Source organism: Xylella taiwanensis, assembly GCF_013177435.1.
Taxonomy (GTDB): Bacteria; Pseudomonadota; Gammaproteobacteria; order Xanthomonadales; family Xanthomonadaceae; genus Xylella; species Xylella taiwanensis.
In genome coordinates, this window is record NZ_CP053627.1 from 2,657,873 (window position 1) to 2,680,461 (window position 22,589).

The window sequence follows — 22,589 nt, forward strand, 5'->3', positions numbered from 1 at the left end:
GTATTCCCCAAAAGATGGCACCCGTCACACGTGCAATCACGACGACAGTCAACCATTGAAGCGCTAGAGCCGCCCTGCCTCGCAAGGCTCGCTACCACAATGCTCGATCTCAATCTGCAACGTCACATGATCGATACTAAAGCGCTCATGCAGCAGATCCTGCAACACGCGACGCAACGCATCCGGTGTACTGCCTTGGGCGGCAACAATATGCGCCGTCAGCAACGGCGTACTGGATCCCACGGCCCACAGATGCACATCATGCACGCTGGCCACATCAGGATGGTTACTGAGCGCATCACGTATGGGCGGCAATGAAAACCCCTTCGGTACACCTTCCAATAAGACGTTGACGGCCTCACGTAGCAGCACCCAAGTCCGCGGCAACACCCAAAGCCCGATCAAAACAGCCAGCGCAGGATCAATCCAGTACCAGTCGGTCACGTGGATCACGATCGCACCAAGGATGACAGCCACCGAACCGAGCATGTCGCTCCACACCTCAAGGTAAGCGCCCTTCATATTGAGGCTCTCACCACTGCCAGCATGCAGCAAACGCATTGCGATCAGATTGATGACCAAACCCAAGATAGCAATGACGAGCATACCGCTGGACGCAATCTCCTGCGGAGCACGAAAGCGCTGCACAGCCTCCCACAAGACGTAACCACCGACACCAAACAGCAATACACCGTTAGCCAGCGCCCCAAGCGCCTCCAACCGTGCGTAGCCATAGGTACGGCGCGCGTCAGGCGGACGCCGACTCAAGCGAACGGCAACCAGTGCGATCATTAACCCGAACGTGTCAGTGGCCATGTGTGCAGCATCGGACAACAGTGCCAAACTGCGTGTCAGCACCGCAGCAACGATTTCGGCCAGCAGAAAACCCGACGTCAGCCCCAGCGCCCACCGCAAGGGGCGCTCGTGACGGATCTCACTCGGTACATGGGTATGGTCGTGTCCCATGACACATCTCCATTTGCAATGCGTGCAGCTTACCTTCGACACCTGATGGAAGGTATAACACCATGGTGTCAGCACATGGCATCACCGCCCTGATCCACTCCACACGGATCAACAAGCCGCCTCACTACCCTGCACATACCTGCACCGGATCGAACACAGGGAAGATAGATCGGTCACTCCGCAACGCCGGACACCAAACCCTGCACGTCAGTCATGCAGGTCACGCTGGCATGCTACACCTGGATCATTCAGAGGCCCTCTCCAGATGAAGAGAAAACCGCATGTCCTGATCAACCCCGCATGCATCATTCAACTCAAACCATGCCGAAAACAACGCCGTATTCAGCAACCAAAGAAACCGTTAAAGCACGTATCAACTTCCATGATTTAACACAACGAAAACACAGCGCTGGCATTTAAAAAATTGACTGGCGACATGCTGAAGAGATTGATGCAAAACACAACCATCGCTCCTCATCCCCAAGATCCAAGTTTCGTACAACCTGATCATGCGCCATGAAGCAAGATGGGCCGGATATCGCAAAGAAGCCGTGACGCGCGATGCATCCGCAACATCCTGCAACAAAAGCAGCCAGTGGATTGGCAGATGGCACATCGTGCCTTGAGAAATTCGCCTCACGACCCACTGCACATGTCGTCATGCGTCATAACAAAAAAAGCAAAGCAACGCTCGACGAAGAAAAAGCGCAGCAACACGCTCAACTGGTACTCCCAGATGACACGTGATGGCGCACGCCAGGTCAACGACTTCACCAACATCTTGCATGCAACGCAACAGCGACGATCGTGCAACACATGAACATGAGATCCAGCGCTGCAAGTCGTATGTTGACACTGCGCAGCATCCGGGTATCAACCGTGTTCTGCTCCAACACAGGTCCGAAGCACCGCATCACGCGCCCATCGCACCACCGGCTACTTTCACTTTCTGACTCAACACACCCACAAATACAGTGAGATACCATCCAAAACGTTCTCCATCCCTGGATGCGCCGATCCATCATTCAAAGATCACGCCCAGGACACTTTGAAGAAACCTCGCATCTCAAGCCAAAGATAACGTTGCTAAATACGACGCACGGACGTTGCAACGACGGAACTTTAAAGCAATACACCTACGATCAGATGCATGCAGGCAGGGCCGTGGATGCCATGCACATCACGCACGTCGCAGATAGCCTGCATACATTCCAACACCGCATCCTGACCAAACCTGCGACGCGATGCAGCATGCACACTAGAGCAAGCCCTGTATCGGCATCACCAGGATGACGCTGCCAATAACATCGGCAAAACACATGTCCCGATTACGCCAAGTGTGCATGGCACCGCGTAGCACATCGGAACCTGCGTCACAGCAAGATCAGCACGACAATGCCAGCGCAGCGCATACCGTCACTATGCCGCTCATGACACCGCTACCAGAGACGCTGTGTACATCAGTATGGCAGTAGCTACCACCGACACCGATGGACACACGGTCCGCATACGCGTACTCACGCCTTGCTCTATTGACGTTCCGCACCGTCGAATACGGCCTGGGCACGCCCCAAACCAGCCACTAGGTCAGCGATCAAATCCTCACTGGCCTCGATCCCCACCGACAAGCGCAGCAGTCCGTCAGAGATAGCTGCCTTAGCCCGGGCTTCGGGCGTCATTGCGGCATGCGTCATCGAAGCCGGGTGGGCGACCAAACTCTCAACGCCACCCAGCGACTCAGCCAGGGTGAAATAGCGCAAGCCACTGACACAGGCACGCACCGCCTCTTCCCCGCCCTTCAACTCGAAGCTGATCATTGCACCGAAGCCTTTTTGCTGCCGCCCCGCTAGCGCATGTCCCGGATGCGAGGCTAAACCTGGGTAATACACGCGCTTCACCACAGGATGCCCCTCAAGTAACGCTGCAATCATATGGGCGTTCTCTTGATGCACACGCAAACGCGCCTCCAGCGTGCGCAACCCCCGCAGCGTCAAGAAGGCGTCGAATGGCGAGCCCGTCAGGCCCAGCGCGTTCGCCCACCACACCAACTGCTGATGTCGCTCCGCATCACGCGCGACAACAACGCCGCCCACCACATCACTGTGACCGTTGATGTACTTAGTGGTCGAATGCAGCACTAAATCGGCGCCGAACTCTAAAGGACGCTGCAACAACGGCGACATGAAGGTGTTGTCGACCACGGTCAACGCGCCAACACGATGTGCCGCCGCAATCACCTCACGCAGATCAGTAATACGCAGCAATGGGTTGGAGGGAGTTTCGATCAGTACCAGCTTCGGCGGTGTTGCCAGCGCTTCAACCAACGACCGTGGATCGGTCAGGTCAACCGTGATGAGCTCGAAGTGCCCCTTTTGGGACAACGCATTGAACAAACGCCAGCTACCACCGTAAGCATCATGTGGCACGACCAAGCGATCACCCGGCTGAAGCAATGTATTCAACACCAACGTAATCGCACCGATCCCCGTGGCCGTGACCACACCGCCGACACCACCCTCCAGCTCCGCTAGCGCCTCGCCGAGCAGATCGCGCGTCGGGTTGGCACTGCGGGTGTAATCGTACTTACGCTTATGACCGAAACGTTCAAACGAGAAGTTGGATGAAAGCACAAGCGGCGGTGTCACTGCACCATGAGCAGTGTCGGAATCAATGCCAGCACGTACCGCGGAAGTGGCGACGCGGCACGCGCCTTGGTGGGTATCATGGATGCTCATATGGATTCTCCAGTGGAACGCAGCGCAGTCGTGAGGATCGCATCAATGCGATTGGTTTCTTTTAAGAAGGCATCGTGGCCATAGGGGGAACGCAACACACGCAGACTGCCCCGCGTGCCCAAGCCCTCAATCAGCGCGACGAGATCGGACAGTGGTACCAAACGATCTCCTTCGACAGCAACCACCACCGTAGGCACGGCCACCTTCGTTGGATCAATACGATGTAAGTCAATCGATTCAGACAGACGCAGGTAAGCGTTGACCGGGGTACAGGCGACGTACTGTGCACCGGCAGCGTCAAGGTAGTCCTCAGCCGCCACACGCACCCGACCATTGATCAGTTCCGCCGCGGCATCAAAACGCTCGCCAAACTCCTCCGGGGTACGGTAACTGAGCATCGCGAACTGTCGTGCCAGTGCCAAACCCTGGTGCTCAGCACACTGCAACTGACCCAGCGCCACGGCGCGGCGCTGGAGCGCGCGCCAAGCCGCCGCATAAGGATGCGCCCGATGTGCGCCACTCACCACGATCATTCGATGCACACGCCCCGGATGACGGATCGCGAACTGTAAACCAACGAGCGCCCCGTATGAGTAACCGACGAAACCATACAACGTGGTGATACCTAGCCTATCCAGTAACACAGCAATGGCATCGGCCTGATCAGCAGTATCGATCGGCACATCAAGTTGGCCGTCGGCACCCAGAAAATCAAACGAAAGCAGGCGGAAACACCCCGGATCCAACGCACGGCCAGCGCCGACCAACCCATCAACCCAGCCCTTCTCCGGAAAGCGCGCAGTAGCCGCAATGTGGCGATGTGCAGAAATACCACCAAGTACGAACACCACCGGCGCATCAGCGCAGCCCATCAACTCATAACGCAAGCGTAGATTGATCCATCCAGCATGGCACATCGACAGAGTCACCATGATCTCACCACGAATAGCAATCTGGCCGTCGGCATCCGGAATGGACGTATAGGCGCACGGAGTGGATGAAGGTGAATGGTTTACGGAGATCATGGTGGTATCCAGCAATGCAACGGCCATCGAGCTTGGCGGAAACTCGGGTGCGTCGTGGAAAGGGCACGGTTCGAACTCTCTTTTGGCAGACACGAAAGTCCCCGCAGGATGTGGCACCAAACCCTGGCGCTTTACGCGCTTCACTGACTACTCCAGCATCACGGTCCCTATCCCTCCGCCGGTCTCGATGGCTCTGCCAAAATGCCAGCCCACCACACTCATGTCAATCGCTCCATACGGATAGAAAGATATATTTTATTCGATTGGAAATCGGCACCTATCATCCCTCCATTCTCTTGCGCGCGTTCACACTCGACACCATGCCATCGCCTCGGTTCCACCTGCCTGCTGTCGTCGTGATCGCGATGATTGCGACACCCGTCACGGCCCAACATCGGCCCGACTGGCGCACCACATTGTGGCCACGGAGCGCCGTGTCCACCACCTCATGCACCGCCGCACCCAACGCCTGGCTGGATCTGCGCCGCAACGGTGATAGCTACACCGCACAGGCAAGCAATCCACTGGCAGGACCGGCGCAAGTACGCTTGATCGCAACTGGCTCAGTCCCGTTACAGGCCGCCCCCGCATTACCCAGCACCGCACTGCTGCGCCCAGGGCAGTGCATTGCACTGGCCTATCTGTATCCGAGTAAAGACACTCTGCAACAGGGCGTGGATGTTCACTTAGAGGTCGTTCCAGGGGATCCGAGCGGATACGCCGATGGCAGCGTCTACCGTGTGCCGTTCGACACCACTCCCATTCGAATCGACCAGGGCTTTGGCGGCCTGTTCAGCCACCAGGACGATGCCAACTATTATGCGCTGGACTTTGCCCTGCCCAAGGGCACCCCAATCCTGGCTGCACGTGCGGGACTGGTCATGGAAGTTCAAACTGGCTTTCAGGAAGCAACCGCGAATGGTCGCCATGCCGGGGGTGGCAACCTGGTTCGGATCCTGCACGAAGACGGCAGCATGGCCGTGTACGCACACCTCTCCCCGGACGGCATCGCCGTGCACCAGGGTGACCGTGTGACGACCGGGCAATGCTTAGGACTGTCAGGCAATACCGGCTTCAGCACCGCTCCCCATCTGCACTTCGCAGTACAACTGAATCGCAATCTGCATCTGGTATCAGTACCGTTTCGCATGGCAAGCCCTCTGGGCGAATTACGCTTCCCGCGGAAACAGTAGAACTCCACGACGACAGGACAGCGGTGCTTTCCATCCGACACCTTTCGGAAGCAGCCATCAATACATCGTGGTACACGATAAAACTAAGAACGACGAACCAAAAGCGGGAAAGACTCCAAAGACGGATGACACAAGATGCACATGCCCATAAAGATCGGTCAGTCTCTTTACATCGGTATATCGCCGTTCCAAGCGTTTCTTTCGCTGCTTGAAAGTTCAACTCTCACTGCACGCCATCACTCAAACAAAAAACGGTAAGACGGTAAGCAAGAGACGCAGGTCCCCGATGAAGCAGCACCTGGGGCATCACCGTGTGTGTCACGCCGCGTCTAGGCACCATGATTCGAGACACACATGGTCACCTCCTCTTTCTACGCAGACTATGCCGTGCATGCAGTGATGCCATTCCTTTTAGCTATCCTCGTTCCTCATGTTGGATGCGACGGTTACCGTTCACGTCACCTGATCCAATCATCCATCCGATGCAGGGCTCGGTGCTGCCCCTGAGATCAGTGAGTGTGAACACGCATGATGCTTAAATCTTCAATGGCTGATGGCACGACGCACCTGTTCTGCCAATGGATCTATATAAATAAATAATGGATAGGTAGGTCAGCCTAGCGCTGCACATGCATCGGATTGACTGGCACCTTAAAACATCGAGTCACTCCGTGAATGCAGCACGTCATGACGCAGCGACACGCTGCACACCGAGTGATCAATATCTACTCCAACACCATAGACACCGTGCTGGCATTTAGTTAATGCACGATATGCCCTTCTCGAGCGTGGCCGTGGTCCGCCTTTTCGGATGCAACCCACCCTGATGAACATCCCATGCCGGGCACAGGGTTACGGACACGCATGGGCGTAACCCCTTACCCTTGGGCAATGCCTCGATCCAGAGGCGATCGGCAACCACTGTTTGCAACTTGGCTTGCCGTTGCAAAGATGCGCTGCAATGACATTTCTGTTCGTCCGGAATCGTCAGACCACCGCGTGATCGCTCAACGATGCATTGGCCTCCGATCACCACCAGAAGCCACGCAACCAATTCAGACTTCACCTACTGGCAGGTCATACACGCTGCTCCGTATGGCTCAGACTTGGCCTGCAACGCATGTTCAACCCCCTGCATGGCCTTGCGCTGAGTAGGGCATCCCGTGGATCGAAGCAGGAAACGTTGCCAAGCTTCTTCCTGTTGATCGATACACCATCCATTGCTACCACGGTGCTCTTGGAAAGCAGCGGCGATCATGGATTGGACTGTTATTTGCAGATAGAAACGCTATTTCTGAATGACAGTATGAACTCCGCCTTGCTTCGCCAAGCAGCGCTGTATATCAGCACAGATGGATATCTCAGCAGTGACACTCAGTCAAAGCAGAAACGCTGCATATTATTCGCGACACAGCCTCAATGGTCTGAGCACTCCATCTTCACTGCACGATCGATACACTGAGCCGAATAGGCTTGGCGCCACACATGACATGTGATATCGAGGCACGTGCGCACTCTGAAAGCAACACTAACATCGTTGCAGGATTCGAACGCTGCAAGAGTTACCAGCAATCACACCTACAATGTGAGTCGCTATACGGTCGAATCACTGCAACAGGTCAATGAAACCAACCGTGATTCCCTGAAAATTTAAGCCCAAATGCAGTACACGACGACAACCGCGCTCTATCACCCATCACAGCATCTGATCGAGCGATTTTCCAACCACTTCAGCAATACCGCACCATTAAGAACAAGCAGAAAAAACGCTCTGCGATTGCCGCGAAACGATTCCCTCAGTAGCATCCATCATGACGTCTCCTTCCACAGTAAGCGGCTTGATGCAACTTCACGGTACGATGATGGGATATTTATGTTTTTCCCTTTCTTCCATCCCATTCAGCAGTCAGCTCGCGCGTATCAAAGCCAACAGGCGAAACACACGGCACCGATGCATACGCTGTTCGTGTTGGTCCTGGTGTGGCGGAGACGAAGCAACCTTCTGGGAAGCACGGCTTAAATGTCCAGACACTGGAACCAGGCCATTGCCACAGTACTGAGTCATCGCCCACCGAAGTGCCAACCGCCATACTGGCAGTGTTGAGCAACCACACGACGATACGTTTAGAATCTTGCCTCTGAAGAAACATTCGATGCAGCGCATCCCTGAAACATGCCAATCCTGGAAGGCATTTGCACACTCTGACAACACGCGGGCTTATTGGCGTTGTGAGGCTCATCCAGCAGCTCCAAACACAAGCTTAGTCCATGATCGAGTAGCGTTGGGAACCGGGTGCGAGGCATCATGTAAAGCCGTGCCAAACACACAGCATCACTGCATCGCGGTGTTGGCCCCTAAATTTGGTACATGGCCCGATCGTGTAACAGCATGACCTTCAACTCAAGACAACATTAATGCGCGTTCTTGTCAGCAACGACGACGGTGTCGACGCTCCCGGCATCAAGATTTTAGCGGCATCCCTACGCGATGCCGGACACGAGGTGATGGTCGTTGCCCCGGATCGCGACCGTTCCGGTGCCAGCAACTCACTGACCTTGAACGTGCCGATCAGAGCCAAGCAAATCGATATGCATACCTACAGTGTGGCGGGCACACCAACCGACTGCGTGCATCTGGCACTGACCGGCCTGCTGGACTACGACCCAGACATCGTCGTCTCCGGCATCAACAACGCTGCCAACCTCGGCGACGACGTGATTTACTCTGGCACCGTCTCGGCAGCCATGGAAGGACGCTTCCTCGGGCTACCTGCAGTTGCCGTATCGTTGGTCACTCTCCGCCACGAAGTGCAGGAAGCGCATCATTATGAAACCGCCGCACACGCCGCGATAAGCATCGTGGCGCACCTGAAAACCGACCCGCTCCCAGCCGACACCATCCTCAACGTCAACGTCCCCGATGTGACTTGGCAGCAGATACAAGGCTTCAAAGTGACCCGGCTTGGCAATCGTCACCGCTCGGCCCCCTGTGTCACACAGACCGATCCACGCGGGCGTACCATCTATTGGATTGGCCCCGCCGGCCCTGAACAGGACGCTGGTCCAGGAACCGACTTCCACGCGGTACGTACCAAACACATCTCCATTACCCCAATTCACGTCGATCTGACACGTTACCAAGCCCTGGAGAACGTCACCCGATGGGTGGACGGACTCACCGCACACATGGACTGGCCAACATGACGGCACGGTTGTGCCTGCAAGCGAAAGCCGTGGGGATCGGCATGACCTCACAGCGTGTCCGCGACCGCTTGGTCGAACGCCTGCGCGAATCCGGCATCCAAAACGAACGGACACTCAATGCAATTCGCACGGTGCCACGCCATCTGTTTATTGATGAAGCATTGGCACTACGCGCTTACGAAGACACCGCATTGCCCATCGGCCATGGACAGACCATCTCGCAACCCTGGGTCGTCGCACGGATGACCGAAGCTATACTGCGCGTTGCCCCAAAAAAGATACTTGAGATCGGTACCGGTTCTGGCTACCAGAGCGCCATTTTGGCGTCGCTGGGATTAGAGGTGTACACCATTGAGCGTATCGGCAAACTGCTGCGTCAAGCACGTAAGCGTTTCCGCCAGCTTGGCATGAACATACGCAGCAAGCACGATGATGGGCACATAGGCTGGACAGAACACGCTCCTTATAACGCCATCTTGGTGACAGCAGCAGCACCCACACTGATCGGCACTCTGGTCGAACAACTTGCAGTGGGCGGGCGCCTGGTGGCTCCTGTCGGCACCGCTTCAGGACAATCGCTCGTGCAACTCACGCGAGCCATCCACGGTGGCATCACCCAAGAGATTTTAGAACCTGTCACATTTGTATCCCTGCTGTCAGGGATGTCGGATTAAATCCACTTTTTAAGGACATCGTCGATGAAAATATTCGGTCCTTTGTACAATCGCGCGATCATCTGGTCCCGTCATCGTTACGCCCCCGTATTACTCACAGGACTCAGTTTCTTCGAAGGATTTATCTTTCCCGTACCACCAGAAGTCATGCTGGCACCGATGGCAGTCGCCAACCGACGTCAGGCACTGTGGTTCGCCACACTGAGTTTACTCGGCTCACTCACTGGCGCCATGGTGGGTTACTTACTCGGCCACTTTGCGTTCGCGGCCATGCAACCACTGATCGCATGGTTGGGCTGGACTGAAAAGATAGATACGCAAGTACACCAACTGCAACATCTCGTGTTCGAGTCGCCATGGCGTGCCTTTTGGCTGCTCGTGTTGGTCGGCTTCACCCCGATCCCGTTAAAAGTATTCACCTGGGCATCCGGAATTGTCGGCGTGCCTTTCCTGCCATTCCTGAGCAGCATGCTGATCGGCCGCGGTAAGCGGGTCTACTTAGTCGCTGGTGCGATCAAACTTGGCGGCAAACGCGCCGAAACCCTACTGCATCGATGGATTGAACCCTTTGGCTGGATCACCAGCGCGATCCTGATCGGCCTGGTTGGCTGGGCCGTATGGAAGACCAAGTTTGGATGATGGAGAAGTAAATGCAGAGATCGAAGCTATTCCTGTCAGCAGCACTCGTGCTAGGGCTCACTGCATGCGGCACGGCCACTGTCATGCGTTCCGACAATACAAACAACGCACGCACGCCCTCCACCTCCATCGTCAAACCCGACCAAACTGTGGTTGTGAAACAGGGCGACACACTGTACGCGATCTCACGCCGCACTGGTGTTACACCTCAAGATCTCGCCACATGGAACCGGCTGCCTTCATCCAACACCATTTACCCGGGCCAAGTACTGCGTTTGTATCCACAAGATACCGCTGTATCGAGCACCCGCCCGCCCACACAAGCGACCAGGCCCCAACCAATAAACTCAAGCCCATCCCCGACGACAGCCAGCACCGCTCCGCCAAGCAGCGGTTTCAATTGGTCCTGGCCAGCCGATGGCACTGTCGTCAGTAATTTCGCCGCCGGCGAAACCACCAAACAAGGCGTGAGCATCAACGGCAACAACGGTCAAGCCATTCGTGCCGCTGCCAACGGCATGGTGGTGTATTCCGGATCAGCACTGGTCGGTTACGGCGAATTAATCATCATCAAACACAATGAGCAGTGGATCTCTGCTTACGGCCATAATCGTAAACGCCTGGTCAATGAGGGACAAACAGTCAAAGCAAACCAACAAATCGCCGAGATGGGCCGTATGCTGTATTTCGAGATCCGCTACAACGGCAAACCCGTCGATCCACTGCTTTATCTACCTAAGAAACCGAAGGAAACGAGTGCAAATACCAATGGTTCTGGTTGAAGGTGTTTTTTGGAGCATCCGCCTATTGAAAAAACACCACCGCAGTGCTCAATGTTTATGAGTCACTGTCATTTGCAGTGAGTAACGCGAGACCACCTTCTTACGCTTGCAACGGATACAGCAAAAGCATTAGATCGGCAACGGGATCGCTTTGCGATTCAACATACACTGCTCTGACTCCACATCGTGCAACGATATTGCTCCAGCACGGCTGACCATCGAAAGCTTAATAGCGCTCTGCTTCCAAACTGTATTCATCACCCTGTTTTTCTGACTCTCCCCATCTGTCGCAGATACAGATCCTCATGTGGCTGACAACACATTAGAGCGGCTCACAACAGCCTGCAAAGTTCCGAATAGCAGACTGGATAGCAGCACGTGCTCCATACCAACAAAGTCAGGCGGGTATCTTGCATCGGCATGACCTTGTTCAAATAGTTTTTTAACGGCTTTCAGGGACTCCATCGGATGAGCACAACAAGCAATAGATACAGTGTGCTTTTTAAAAACTGCGGCAATATATCCGAATCATTCGAAGTGCTTGTCAATATTTTAGAATCCCCGTACGATTGAATGCTTACTTCGGGGTGTAGCTCAGTCTGGTAGAGCGCTACGTTCGGGACGTAGAGGTCGCAGGTTCGAATCCTGTCTCCCCGACCAACGGCCAGAACAGCGCAAAAGCTCCTGGATTCACAGTATGAGCCAGCAGATTCTTAGCATTGCGCTTATTTCCAGATGACGAGTGTCACGCCTCCATCATTAAAGCCAATATGGAAGTAATCGCGTGAGCCAACACCAACACGCATTACATAGAGAAAGCCAAAGCATTTTCCGAGGTTGAAAGGGTGGATGCCTTTCTTTTTTCTTGTGCACAGCGTTATATGGAAACGCCAAACCAGTCGTCAGATACGGCTCATTAAATCAATAAAATCCAACCAACGTTCGCCATCTACACGTGCATGACGCTCCACGCCGCACCAACTTGCACACTCTAATCTTGGCGGCCGCCAACCTCAACATTGCCTGCGAAATAAAACTTGATTTTTCCCTGCATCCTTCTTTGCCTGAACACCATTCTTCAAGCTGACTCATGACCGATATTCAGTTCACTACAACATGGGCCATTTAGATCTACCGACATCCATGTTCACCAAGCCAGCAGGCAAGATCCACTCACCTACCCACCAAACAACGCAGCGCCATCGACACTCAGCACTTTCATGTCGATGACGGCCACACTCACACGGGAAGATATTCCTGTGGTGATCCCGATCAATCCGCCAGCGCTCATTAATATCAGCGAACGACGCGCCGATCCGTGAAAGCAACACGGCTAGGTGGATCAACAGCAACATGAACTCAGTAGAGCGCACCGATTCAAATCCTGTCTCCACACCCCACTCCGGCAGTTAAGCAAACGGATTCGAAGACATTCAATCAATGCTGCAAACTGACCCCGTCATCACCATCGATTTAACAACACTAAGGGATAAACGCGGGTTTCCTATCGATGTTGTATAGCAACGCCTCACCCTACATGCGCCACGTACCCATTCAACAACACAAACAGCAGCAGCATTAAATAGCGAGGTTATTTCAACCTCTATGACTCACACCTGCCCGGTTCATCTTGAACAACCGGGACATGAAAGCCCTGCAATACACCCACCTTGATCACTTACTCATTCAACCCATCGATCGCAGGTCGCAGTATCGGTGACATTGACAGCGCATACGTAACGCGACAACCACACCGTGAAAGTCGCGCCCTTGCCAAGTCCCGGGCTGGTCGCACCAACATGGCCACCATGCATGTCCACCAGATTCTGCACAATCGCCAACCCCAGACCAAGCCCACCGTGGCAACGTGTCGTCGTACCGTCAGCCTGACGGAACCGGCTGAATAAGTGCGGTACAAATTCGGCAGCGATACCATCACCAGAATCAGTCACCGATACTCGAAAACAGTCACCATCCGTATGGATCTCCACATCAATGGAGCCATAGTTTGGAGTGAATTTGATCGCGTTGGACAGCAAATTTTCGAATACCTGCCGCAAACGCGTTGCATCGCCCAACACCAAGCACGGTATCTCCGGCGCTCTCAGAAGCAACGTTTGACCCTTACTCTCGGCAAGCTGCTCATGCGACCCAATCACCTCTCGGATCTGCTCCACTAAATCCAGCACCTCTACTTCCAACTGCATCTTGCCTAGGAGCATGCTGCTCAGATCTAGCATGTCCGAGATCAAACGCTTTTGAACCTTGGCGCTGCTGGCAATGACCGACAACCCTTTATAGCTGGGATGATGCTCATCAATGCGCTGCAGCAGTAGTTCACTCCAACCCAGGATCGTCGTTAACGGGGTACGTAACTCGTGCGAGAGCGTGGACAGAAACTCATCCTTCAACCGCGCCATATTCTCAGCTTCGTTACGCGCAGTGCGTTCGGATTTGAGCAACTGCTCACGCGCCAGCTCGATCTCGCGACGCTCGGTCACATCCGGGCTGGTCCCCGTCAGACCGATAAATTGACCATCGTGCGAGTAACGCGGCGTGGCGCTCATCTCAATCCAACGCCATTGCCCGTCGTAACGGCGTGCCCGTACCAACGTACGCAGGGCGCTCTGTTTCTTCAGTGCTGCACTCAACTTGAACTCGAATATCAGCACATCCTCCGGATGCAACACCGCATCCCAACCTGGAACCGTGCCACTGGTCAGATCGACACCGAAGAATTCTCCATAAGCCGTATTGACGAACCGCATGACGCCCTGTGCATCGAATACCCACACGGGCATCGGCAACCCATCCGCCAGAATGTTGAAACGCAACTCGCTCTCAGCCAACCGACGTTCCATGCGCTTGTGCTCGGTGATATCCATAAACAGGACCCCCACCAACCGCTCGTCGGGTGGTCCCACCCGCATCACTTCTACCGAGTACCAACGGCGCAGCGCGCGCGCGCGCGCCTCAAAGTGCACACGCTGCCCAGTCAACGCAATCCCAGCATAACGCTCAATCCATTCCGGCTCATACTCGGGCATGATGTCGCGCAGGGATTGCCCAACCACCGAACCAAGCCGGAGATGGCGACCAAAACTGATGTTGGTCAGGCGGAATATACCGTCAACCGGATGATCGTCCTCCAGCACCACCTGCACGATGCAAAAGCCAGCGTCGAGGGTGTGCAGCATCTCCCGGTAGACATCCGATGGAATGCCGAGTGGGTGTGAAGCAAGCGGAAGCGGTGTGTCCAAGGGAAAATCCGTACTAGGTAAAACCTGCAGTGGCGGCCATTGACTCCGGAACTGATCTGCACCGGGCGACACACTATCCAAGCACGCACCGTGTCGATATCAAGTCGAGAACATGATCCGATGGCCTCCAACACATGTCACACGAATCACGCGAAATTCATAACAATTTAGATCGCTACAGCAAAGATACCCGAAAAACCCAAGCATACATATTCAACCCATGTCAATGCATCACCTCTACCTCCTCACCCTTGTCAAACCCGACACTGACAGGTCACACCCACGCCATCGTAAAAACGCCACGTCACCTAGCCAGTCAGACACCCATTTAACCTGAACAGGCAACCGCTTTGCTGTTTAACCCGGACAACAGGCTGCACCCATACGGTTCCTCCAGTCGCACCACCACAACCACCACCACCGTAGTAAAGCAACGTGATACATCAGCCACCGATCACCACACGACGTATGCTCGCAACACAGGTGCAAAGAGAACCAACCGGCGGTATAAAGCGTCTCTCCAAAACAGTCTGAACACCATTAGAAACCCAACAGTGGTGAACGTTGCCACCAGTAACCAGCAAAATTTACAGCTGCTCCATCAGCAACAACACTCAGACTGGCCCCATCTCACCCAGGTAGCACCGACGTACCCGCTTGAGCCCACACAACAACTGGTAAGCGCTCACATCACCGCGTGCCGCAAGTTCAGCCGCACTCGGCTGCACACCCCACAATTGCACTTGGCTGCCAACCTTCCCCTGCACATGATCGGTCAGATCTACGGTCAACATGTCCATCGAAACCCGGCCAACCAGCGGACAGACACGACCATCGACCAGGACCGGCGTGCCATTTGACGCAAACTGCGGGTAGCCGTCCGCATAGCCCATCGCCACCACCCCAACCCGGGTCGGGCGCTCCGTCACGAAGCATGCACTATAGCCAACCGGCTCGCCGGCAGGCAGCTCAAGCACCGCTATAACCTTCGAATACACCATCATCACCGGACGTAATGGCCCAGTCAGTGAATTCCTCTCCTGTGGGAAAGGATTGACGCCGTACAACATCAACCCAGGCCGGGCCCAATCACTGGGCAACCCTGCCCAGCCGAGTAAACCTGATGAATTACACACACTCACTGGTGCCGCCATCCCGCGGGAAGCATGTGCAAAAACCACGGCCTGCTCGTTGGTACGGGGATTGTCCAACTCATCAGCACAAGCCAGATGAGTCATCAACACCATCTCACCCACCTGCGGCAGACTGCAGAGGGACAGCCACGCCTCCCGGAACTCCTGCGGATCCAAGCCAAGCCGGTGCATCCCGCTATCCAACTTGAGCCACACCCCAATCGGATACGGGCTGTGGAACGCCGCCAGCACGCGCACCTGCCACGGCGAAGCAATCACCGTCCACAGCCGGTGCTCGGCAATCAGCTCCAGCTCCTCAGCCTCGAAGAAGCCTTCCAGCAACAGGATCGGTGCACGTATACCGGCTTGACGCAATTCCAACGCTTCTTCGATACACGCCACGGCAAAACCATCCGCTTCGGCCTCCAGCGCCTGCGCGCACCACACCGCACCGTGGCCATACGCATCCGCCTTCACCACGGCCAGCGCCTTGCCGCCGCCAACACGGCGAGCAAGCCGATAATTGTGCCGTAACGCATCCAAATCAATTACAGCATGAGCGGGACGCACAGATATGGTCTCTTACGGGCGGCAAACAGTGGGTGGCAGGTAGCGGAAAATGTCTAATCCTTCACCGTCAATCCCACCGGGTCGACCACATATCAAGTCGGCCAGATAGCGACCCGAACCGGACGACATGGTCCAACCAAGGGTACCGTGGCCTGTATTAAGAAACAGACCGGCATATGGCGTGGCACCAATCACCGGCGTGCCATCCGGCGTCGCCGGGCGCAGGCCAGTCCAAAACTCACCACGCGCCAGATCACCACCACCGCAGAACAGATCCTGCACAACCATCTCCAACGTGGCGCGGCGACGCCCATTCAGCGACAAGTCGTAACCAGCCACCTCCGCCATACCACCAATACGGATACGTTGATCGAAACGAGTGATCGCGATTTTGTAACTCTCGTCGAGCACCGTGGAGATGGGTGCACGCGACGCATCGACAATGGGCAACGTCAACGAAAACCCTTTTAACGGATACACCAGCAAGCGTAGGCCCAGGGGCACCAATAGCGGTGGCGAGTAGCTGCCGAGCGCTACCACACAGCAATCAGCACGCTCCAGCATGCCGTCGATCCAAGCACCGACGACACGACGACCCTCCACTTCCAAGCGTTGCACCGTACAGCCGTAACGGAACTCGACACCACGCCCAGCAGCCAATGCAGCCAACCGTTGGGTGAATAAATGGCAATCCCCCGTCTGGTCATTGGGCAAGTGCAGTGCACCCGCTAAGCCGGCACCACCATCGACCAAACCGGGCTCGAACCTGGCAATCTGGTCCGGACTGAGTATCTCGTATGGAATACCGTACTGCGCCAAGACCTCGATATCTCGAGCAGCGGCATCAAGCTGCTGCTGGGTCCGGAACAATTGCGTCGTACCCAAGCGGCGCCCCTCGAATACGATCCCGGTCTCAGCAGATAACGCATCCAAACTTTCACGGCTGTACTCCGTGATACGCACCATACGCGACTTATTCAATGCATAGCGTTTGGCCGTGCAATGACGCAACATGTGCGCCAACCAAAGATACTGATGCCAATGGCACGTTGGACGAATCGACAACGGCGCATGCCGCTCGAACAACCATTGAACCGCCTTTAACGGAATACCTGGCGCCGCCCAGGGCGAGGTATAACCAAATGAAAGCTGACCAGCATTGGCATAACTGGTCTCCAAACCAGAACCAGGCTGACGGTCAACCACCACAACCTCGCAACCCGCCTTGGCCAGATACCATGCACTGGTCGTACCGATGACGCCACTTCCTAGAATCAGTACACGCATTCAACGTCTCCGCCCAGAGTATTGCCTGCCGCTGCACATGCAAGAATCACAATCGGCGCAGTATAAGCGGCCACATATGTTTCACTGACATTCACCCCAGCATTCAAACTCACTTGCAACATCTGGAAAACATCGAACGCAAACAACACTACAGACACCGGCAGCAATCGCACCAGTGGGCACCAGTACATAACCAAGTTCAACAGCAACAGGCACCGCACATAGGATTCATTAGACACCTTCCACAATGCATCGCCGCATGAAGTCAGAAAAAAGCCTACCTGCAAACCCACCATCACTCACATCTTCAAAGCAATGCCAACTCCTTAATTAATGCGGATGCACTACCACGTGCACATAGGTACAGCACATCGTCCGACACATCGACAACATCCTCACCCATACACAAAAACGCGACCTGATACAAAGTATCAACAACCGTATTCGCACCTTCCACCGCATCCATGCCCTCCGAGGTTACGATGAATCTTACTTTCGACTTGACCCCGCCATCCCCATCACAACGTGAGGCATTGATTGCCACACTCAACGCCGAAGAACGCCGCATCCTCCTGCAACACGGCACAGAAGCCCCGTTCTGCAGCAAATGGCTGGACAACCAGCACCTCGGAATCTACACCTGCCGCCTGTGCGGCCTGCCGCTGTTCCACTCCGATGCCAAGTTCGCATCCGGCACCGGCTGGCCAAGTTTTTTTGAACCCTATACCCAGGCGCACATTAGCAAACGACACGACACCAGCCACGGCATGATCCGCACCGAAATCGTCTGCGCACGCTGCAATAGCCACCTTGGCCACGTCTTCCCAGACGGCCCACCACCAAGTAGCGAGCGCTATTGTCTGAATTCGGTCTCACTCACTTTCATCCCGGCCGGCACCGTGCTCCCGGACCGATTGCACCGCGGCGATAACACGGCATACCACACCTGACGCGCGCCGCAATCTCAAAACACGTTGAAAATTGACACTCCATCGCACTTCATCCTCTCAAAGCGTGATCGGACCGATGCCTAGGGAGCAAAATAGCGGTGCGGGCCTGCACCATCTGCACCAAAATCCAAGAGCAACGCAGCCACAACGTGCTCACATCACTCCCGCAATCTCCGCCCCGAGAAACGTCTATGGCCCGCCCTATCTCCCCAAACCACTGTCTTCCCGAACACTTCTTCAGGACAGCATCTCCGCATCTTCACCGCAACCAAAACCAAACACCGGCCACTCCCATCCCGTTATTCAAAGACCCAGCACACCCCACTCAATCCAGTCTTCGCTGGCACCCACACCGACACCAGCCCCCGGTAAACCATCGATCAGGTGGCACCCCAATCATCAAGAACAAGTCGCACAACGGCCCTCGTCCGATCTCGGTCAGCCACCGTTTTTAAGTAAGTAAAATGCTGCTTAACTGCAAACATAAGCAGTGGAACTTGGCAATCCGTATACACCCTTGATTCCGTACACACCCTTGAATATTGCCAATCCCACTATCCTCCACCAAAACATGTGATGGACGCCCCCTCATGACGAAACGTTCTTTAGCCCTGCTGCTAACGCTCATATTTGCTGTACCCGCTGCCGCTAAAAATCCGACCGCCCTGTTCTATCTGATGGGCACCCAGAAATCGACCAACTCTTTCCTGGCCCACGCCGACAAAATCGACACACTGGTACCCACGTGGTACAGCGTAGACCCCAAAGGACTTGTCAACGGCGCACCGAACGAACGCATCTACCGCATCGCCCAAAAAAAGAAAATCACCGTCACCCCGATTCTATCGATGTCCGGCGGCCGCAATGGTTTTCACCAACTGCTGTATGACGAAGCAGCAAAGAAACGGATGAACGACTTTCTAGTGCATGAAAGCAAGGCACGTGGCTACAAAGGCTTCCAATTCGATTTCGAAAACATCGCCCAAGCCGACCGTAACGCCTATACGCTGATGGTCAAACAGACCGCCGATACGCTGCATAAAGCTGGCATGACCCTATCGGTCGCTGTGGTCCCCAATGCTCCTGGCCACCCAGAAGAAGGAGGCCGCTTCGCCAAATGGATGTGGGAATACTGGCGCGGCGCATACGACCTGAAAGCTCTGGGTCAGGCCGCCGACCTGATCAGCCTGATGACCTACGACCAGCACACCCGCTGGACCACCCCCGGCCCCGTTGACGGCATGCCGTGGATCAAAAAGCACCTGGAATATGCATTGACCCTGGTACCTAAGGAAAAATTATCCTTAGGAATTGCCACGTATGGCTACCGCTGGTTCACCGGTGACCCCGTCAAGAAAGACGGCACCGAAGGTCCCAACATTTCGGGCGCCAACATCGACGCCGACCAATCCTTCCCATTAGCTATCGAACAGAAAGCCATCGTGCAATGGGATCCTATAGAACAAGAATCATGGTTCTACTTTTACCGCGACAACATGCGCGAGTGGGTATTCCGCCCGGACGCACATAGCTTCCGTGCCCGCTATGACCTAGTGAAGCAGAGCGGACTGGAAGGTTTCAGTTCCTGGGTGCTTGGCGCCGAAGACCCCAAAGTGTGGGATGAACTGCCACTCGCCACCCGCTAAGCACACACCATCCCCTTGGCGTGCTGCCGCAGACCTGCCGCCACGCAGCGCGGCACACGCCCCACCCCGAAGGAGGCGCACGGATGACCGCAACACCCGCACGACCGACGCATGCACTGCTGTTGCCGCGCGCCCTGCTCATCCTGTGCATTGCCGCACTGCCGCCCACCGGCGGCAACGCGACGGCAGCGCACATTGCAAGGTCACAACACACCTTGATGACGGGAGCCGCACCGCCCTCCCCACCACCACTACCCCTGATCCCAGCCCCCGTTCAAGTGCAACGCGGTCACGGACAGATCAGCATCGACACCCGCACCCCGATTTCCATCCCCCCCGATGATGCCGACGCACAACACAGCGCCAACTACCTGGCCACACTGCTACAGCGCACCCGTAACCTGACATTGCACATCCACACCGAAGTCGTCCCCACACCAGGCAGCATCCGCCTGCAACAGGATCCACAATCACCCGTCACACAGACTGAAGGCTACACACTGGAAGCCGCCCCCGATCAAGGGATCCAGATCCGTGCACGCGACGCACGCGGTCTGTTTTACGGCACGATCAGTGCATGGCAACTGCTCACGGCCGACGGCGGCCAAGGCGCGACCGAAGTACCGGCCGTCACGATTCACGACTGGCCACGCTTCAGCTGGCGTGGTCAACTCCTCGACGTGGCCCGTCACTTCCACGACGTAGACACCGTCAAGCACGTGATCGACGCCATGGCGCAACACAAACTCAACGTACTCCACCTGCACCTCAACGACGACCAGGGCTGGCGTATCGAGATCAAACGCTATCCCAAGCTCACCACCATCGGCGCCGAACGTATCCCACCAGGTGCCGGACGCCACGGGATACCGCAACACTACGGTGGCTTCTACACCCAGCATCAAATCCGCGAACTGGTCGCCTACGCCGCCGAACGCCACATCACCATCCTCCCGGAAATCGATATGCCCGGCCATGCACAGGCCGCCGTCGCTGCCTACCCGGACATCATCGGCGTCACCGGCACCCGCCCCCCTGTCGCCGTCGACTGGGGTGTCAACCCCTACCTGTTCAATACCGCAACACGCAGTCTGGACTTCATCCGCAATGTACTCGACGAAGTCCTCGCACTCTTCCCATCGCCGTACATTCACATCGGCGGTGACGAGGCCATCAAAGATCAGTGGGAGGCTTCGCCAGCGATCCGCGCACAGATGCGCATGCATGGAGTGAAAGACATGCATGCCATGCAGGGCTGGTTCAACACGCAACTCGCCCAGTATCTGACCGCACATGGCCGACGCCTGATCGGCTGGGACGAAATCGTCCAAAGCGGCCTCCCAGAAAGTGCCTCCGTCATGTCGTGGCGCGGCGTGGACGGCGCCATCGCCGCGGCGCAGCAGGGACACGATGTCGTCATGGCTCCCGCTGGGTGGATGTACCTGGACAACCTACAAACCGAGCGCAGCGACGAACCAAACGGACGCCTCGCCACACTGCCGCTCGCGCGCGTCTACGCACTGGACCCGGTGCCAAAAGAACTCAGCCCCAACCAAGCCCTGCACGTCCTTGGCCTACAGGGCGCCCTGTGGAGCGAATACATCCCCTCACGCTGGCACATTGATCACGCCCTGTTCCCGCGCATCGCCGCCGTTGCCGAAGCAGCCTGGTCACCTATGGCCGTGCGCAACTGGGACGGCTTCCTCACACGCTTACCCGCACAACTACAGCGCTATCACGCCCTGGGGATCGACTACAGCGACGGCGCATTCGCGGCCGACATCATGCTGGAGCGTGGTCCAGCCCCCGTACTCGCTGGCAAACCCGCCTACATCACACTCAGCAATCAAACCAACACCGGCCAGATTCGCTACACCACCGACGGCAACGAACCGACCCTGGATTCACTGCGCTACACCGGCCCCTTCCCCATCACACTGCCCACGACCGTCAAAGCGGCCGTATTCACCGCAGACGGCCGCCCACTGGCCACCCCCCGCCACCGCACCTTCCAGCACACCAGCCTGTTGAGTGTAGATACCCAAGGATTACGCAACTGCTCGGACAAGGGGCCACTGGGCTTGCGCGTGCCACTGCTGCCAGACATGGCCAGTCCCGACACGCCGGTTTACAACGTCGACCTGTTTCACGCCTGCTGGATCGTCCCGCAGATGCGCCTGAACGACGTGCACGCCATCCACATCGACGCCGCACGCCTGGCACGCAACTACGGTCTGGCCCACGATCAATCCAACGTCGTTCAGTATCCGGCACACACCGCACACGGCGAACTGGAAGTCCGCGCCGACTGCAACCAAGCGCCACTGGTAGTGATCCCACTCCCCCCCGGAAACACCATTGGCAAACAATTCACCCTCGACGCCCCCTTACCCCCGACCGTCGGTATCCACGACCTCTGCCTGCGCATCACCGCCCCCATCCGCGGCCCGCTGTACGGCATTGGTAGCGTCCACCTGATCGATACCCCCGCGCCGCCGCCCGTCCCGTCCACACACTGAACCCAT

General features: G+C 56.1%; 15 protein-coding genes, 1 tRNA gene and 2 pseudogenes. 11 read left to right on the plus strand and 7 right to left on the minus strand.

The features are described from left to right. Positions 1–81: 81 nt before the first annotated feature. A pseudogene (locus tag PLS229_RS11195) lies at positions 82–966 on the minus strand (cation diffusion facilitator family transporter); the annotation flags it as partial. Between the two features lie 213 nt (positions 967–1,179). On the opposite strand from PLS229_RS11195, the gene PLS229_RS12045 reads away from it, so the two are divergent. Further along, complete coding sequence (locus PLS229_RS12045) at positions 1,180–1,386, plus strand: hypothetical protein (protein ID WP_152536559.1); 207 nt, start codon at positions 1,180–1,182, stop codon at positions 1,384–1,386. 1,109 nt (positions 1,387–2,495) lie between these two features. On the opposite strand, the gene PLS229_RS11200 is transcribed toward PLS229_RS12045, so the two are convergent. Together PLS229_RS11200 and metX are read right to left on the minus strand one after the other, a co-directional pair. After that, positions 2,496–3,701: an O-succinylhomoserine (thiol)-lyase gene (locus tag PLS229_RS11200; protein WP_038269836.1), complete on the minus strand. Its 1,206-nt coding sequence runs from the start codon at positions 3,699–3,701 to the stop codon at positions 2,496–2,498. Continuing rightward, positions 3,698–4,726, minus strand: a complete 1,029-nt coding sequence (gene metX, locus PLS229_RS11205; protein ID WP_038269931.1) for a homoserine O-succinyltransferase MetX — start codon at positions 4,724–4,726, stop codon at positions 3,698–3,700. Before metX ends, PLS229_RS11200 begins: the two co-directional genes overlap by 4 nt. A gap of 320 nt (positions 4,727–5,046) precedes the next feature. Here metX and PLS229_RS11210 point away from each other — a divergent pair, with 320 nt between their 5' ends. The 7 genes and pseudogenes from PLS229_RS11210 (at position 5,047) to PLS229_RS11235 (ending at position 11,878) form a co-directional block, all read left to right on the plus strand. Beyond that, a complete protein-coding gene (locus PLS229_RS11210; RefSeq protein WP_038269928.1) occupies positions 5,047–5,919 on the plus strand; it encodes a M23 family metallopeptidase in 873 nt (290 codons plus the stop codon). 1,120 nt (positions 5,920–7,039) lie between these two features. Next, positions 7,040–7,381, plus strand: coding sequence for a hypothetical protein (locus PLS229_RS12050; RefSeq protein WP_038269832.1), 342 nt, complete (start codon positions 7,040–7,042; stop codon positions 7,379–7,381). A gap of 953 nt (positions 7,382–8,334) precedes the next feature. Next, a complete protein-coding gene (gene surE / locus PLS229_RS11215) occupies positions 8,335–9,123 on the plus strand; it encodes a 5'/3'-nucleotidase SurE (protein ID WP_038269831.1) in 789 nt (262 codons plus the stop codon). Beyond that, the gene (locus tag PLS229_RS11220; protein ID WP_038269829.1) at positions 9,120–9,797 is read left to right on the plus strand and encodes a protein-L-isoaspartate(D-aspartate) O-methyltransferase; all 678 of its coding nucleotides are present in this window, start codon (positions 9,120–9,122) and stop codon (positions 9,795–9,797) included. Before surE ends, PLS229_RS11220 begins: the two co-directional genes overlap by 4 nt. A 24-nt stretch (positions 9,798–9,821) precedes the next feature. Next, positions 9,822–10,436 (plus strand): YqaA family protein, encoded by a 615-nt coding sequence (locus tag PLS229_RS11225; protein ID WP_038269827.1) that lies wholly within the window; start codon positions 9,822–9,824, stop codon positions 10,434–10,436. Positions 10,437–10,573: 137 nt separating this feature from the next. Then, positions 10,574–11,218, plus strand: a pseudogene (locus tag PLS229_RS11230) (peptidoglycan DD-metalloendopeptidase family protein); the annotation flags it as partial. A gap of 583 nt (positions 11,219–11,801) precedes the next feature. Next, positions 11,802–11,878 (plus strand) — tRNA-Pro (locus PLS229_RS11235). A gap of 1,022 nt (positions 11,879–12,900) precedes the next feature. On the opposite strand, the gene PLS229_RS11240 is transcribed toward PLS229_RS11235, so the two are convergent. The 4 genes from PLS229_RS11240 to PLS229_RS11255 form a co-directional block, all read right to left on the minus strand. Continuing rightward, positions 12,901–14,415: a PAS domain-containing sensor histidine kinase gene (locus PLS229_RS11240; RefSeq protein WP_081755387.1), complete on the minus strand. Its 1,515-nt coding sequence runs from the start codon at positions 14,413–14,415 to the stop codon at positions 12,901–12,903. A 677-nt stretch (positions 14,416–15,092) separates the two neighbouring features. Next, entirely contained in the window at positions 15,093–16,181 is a 1,089-nt protein-coding gene (gene alr / locus PLS229_RS11245) for an alanine racemase (protein ID WP_038269820.1), read from the minus strand. A 12-nt stretch (positions 16,182–16,193) separates the two neighbouring features. Beyond that, entirely contained in the window at positions 16,194–17,468 is a 1,275-nt protein-coding gene (locus PLS229_RS11250) for a D-amino acid dehydrogenase (protein WP_038269817.1), read from the minus strand. Positions 17,469–17,775: 307 nt separating this feature from the next. Beyond that, entirely contained in the window at positions 17,776–17,934 is a 159-nt protein-coding gene (locus PLS229_RS11255) for a hypothetical protein (protein ID WP_160165111.1), read from the minus strand. Positions 17,935–17,950: 16 nt separating this feature from the next. On the opposite strand from PLS229_RS11255, the gene msrB reads away from it, so the two are divergent. The 3 genes from msrB (at position 17,951) to PLS229_RS11270 (ending at position 22,583) form a co-directional block, all read left to right on the plus strand. Further along, complete coding sequence (gene msrB / locus PLS229_RS11260) at positions 17,951–18,418, plus strand: peptide-methionine (R)-S-oxide reductase MsrB (protein ID WP_038269923.1); 468 nt, start codon at positions 17,951–17,953, stop codon at positions 18,416–18,418. Between the two features lie 590 nt (positions 18,419–19,008). After that, on the plus strand, positions 19,009–20,064 hold the full coding sequence (locus tag PLS229_RS11265; RefSeq protein WP_038269813.1) for a glycosyl hydrolase family 18 protein: 1,056 nt from the start codon (positions 19,009–19,011) through the stop codon (positions 20,062–20,064). A gap of 83 nt (positions 20,065–20,147) precedes the next feature. Next, positions 20,148–22,583: a beta-N-acetylhexosaminidase gene (locus PLS229_RS11270; protein ID WP_038269811.1), complete on the plus strand. Its 2,436-nt coding sequence runs from the start codon at positions 20,148–20,150 to the stop codon at positions 22,581–22,583. The last annotated feature ends 6 nt before the right edge of the window (positions 22,584–22,589 follow it).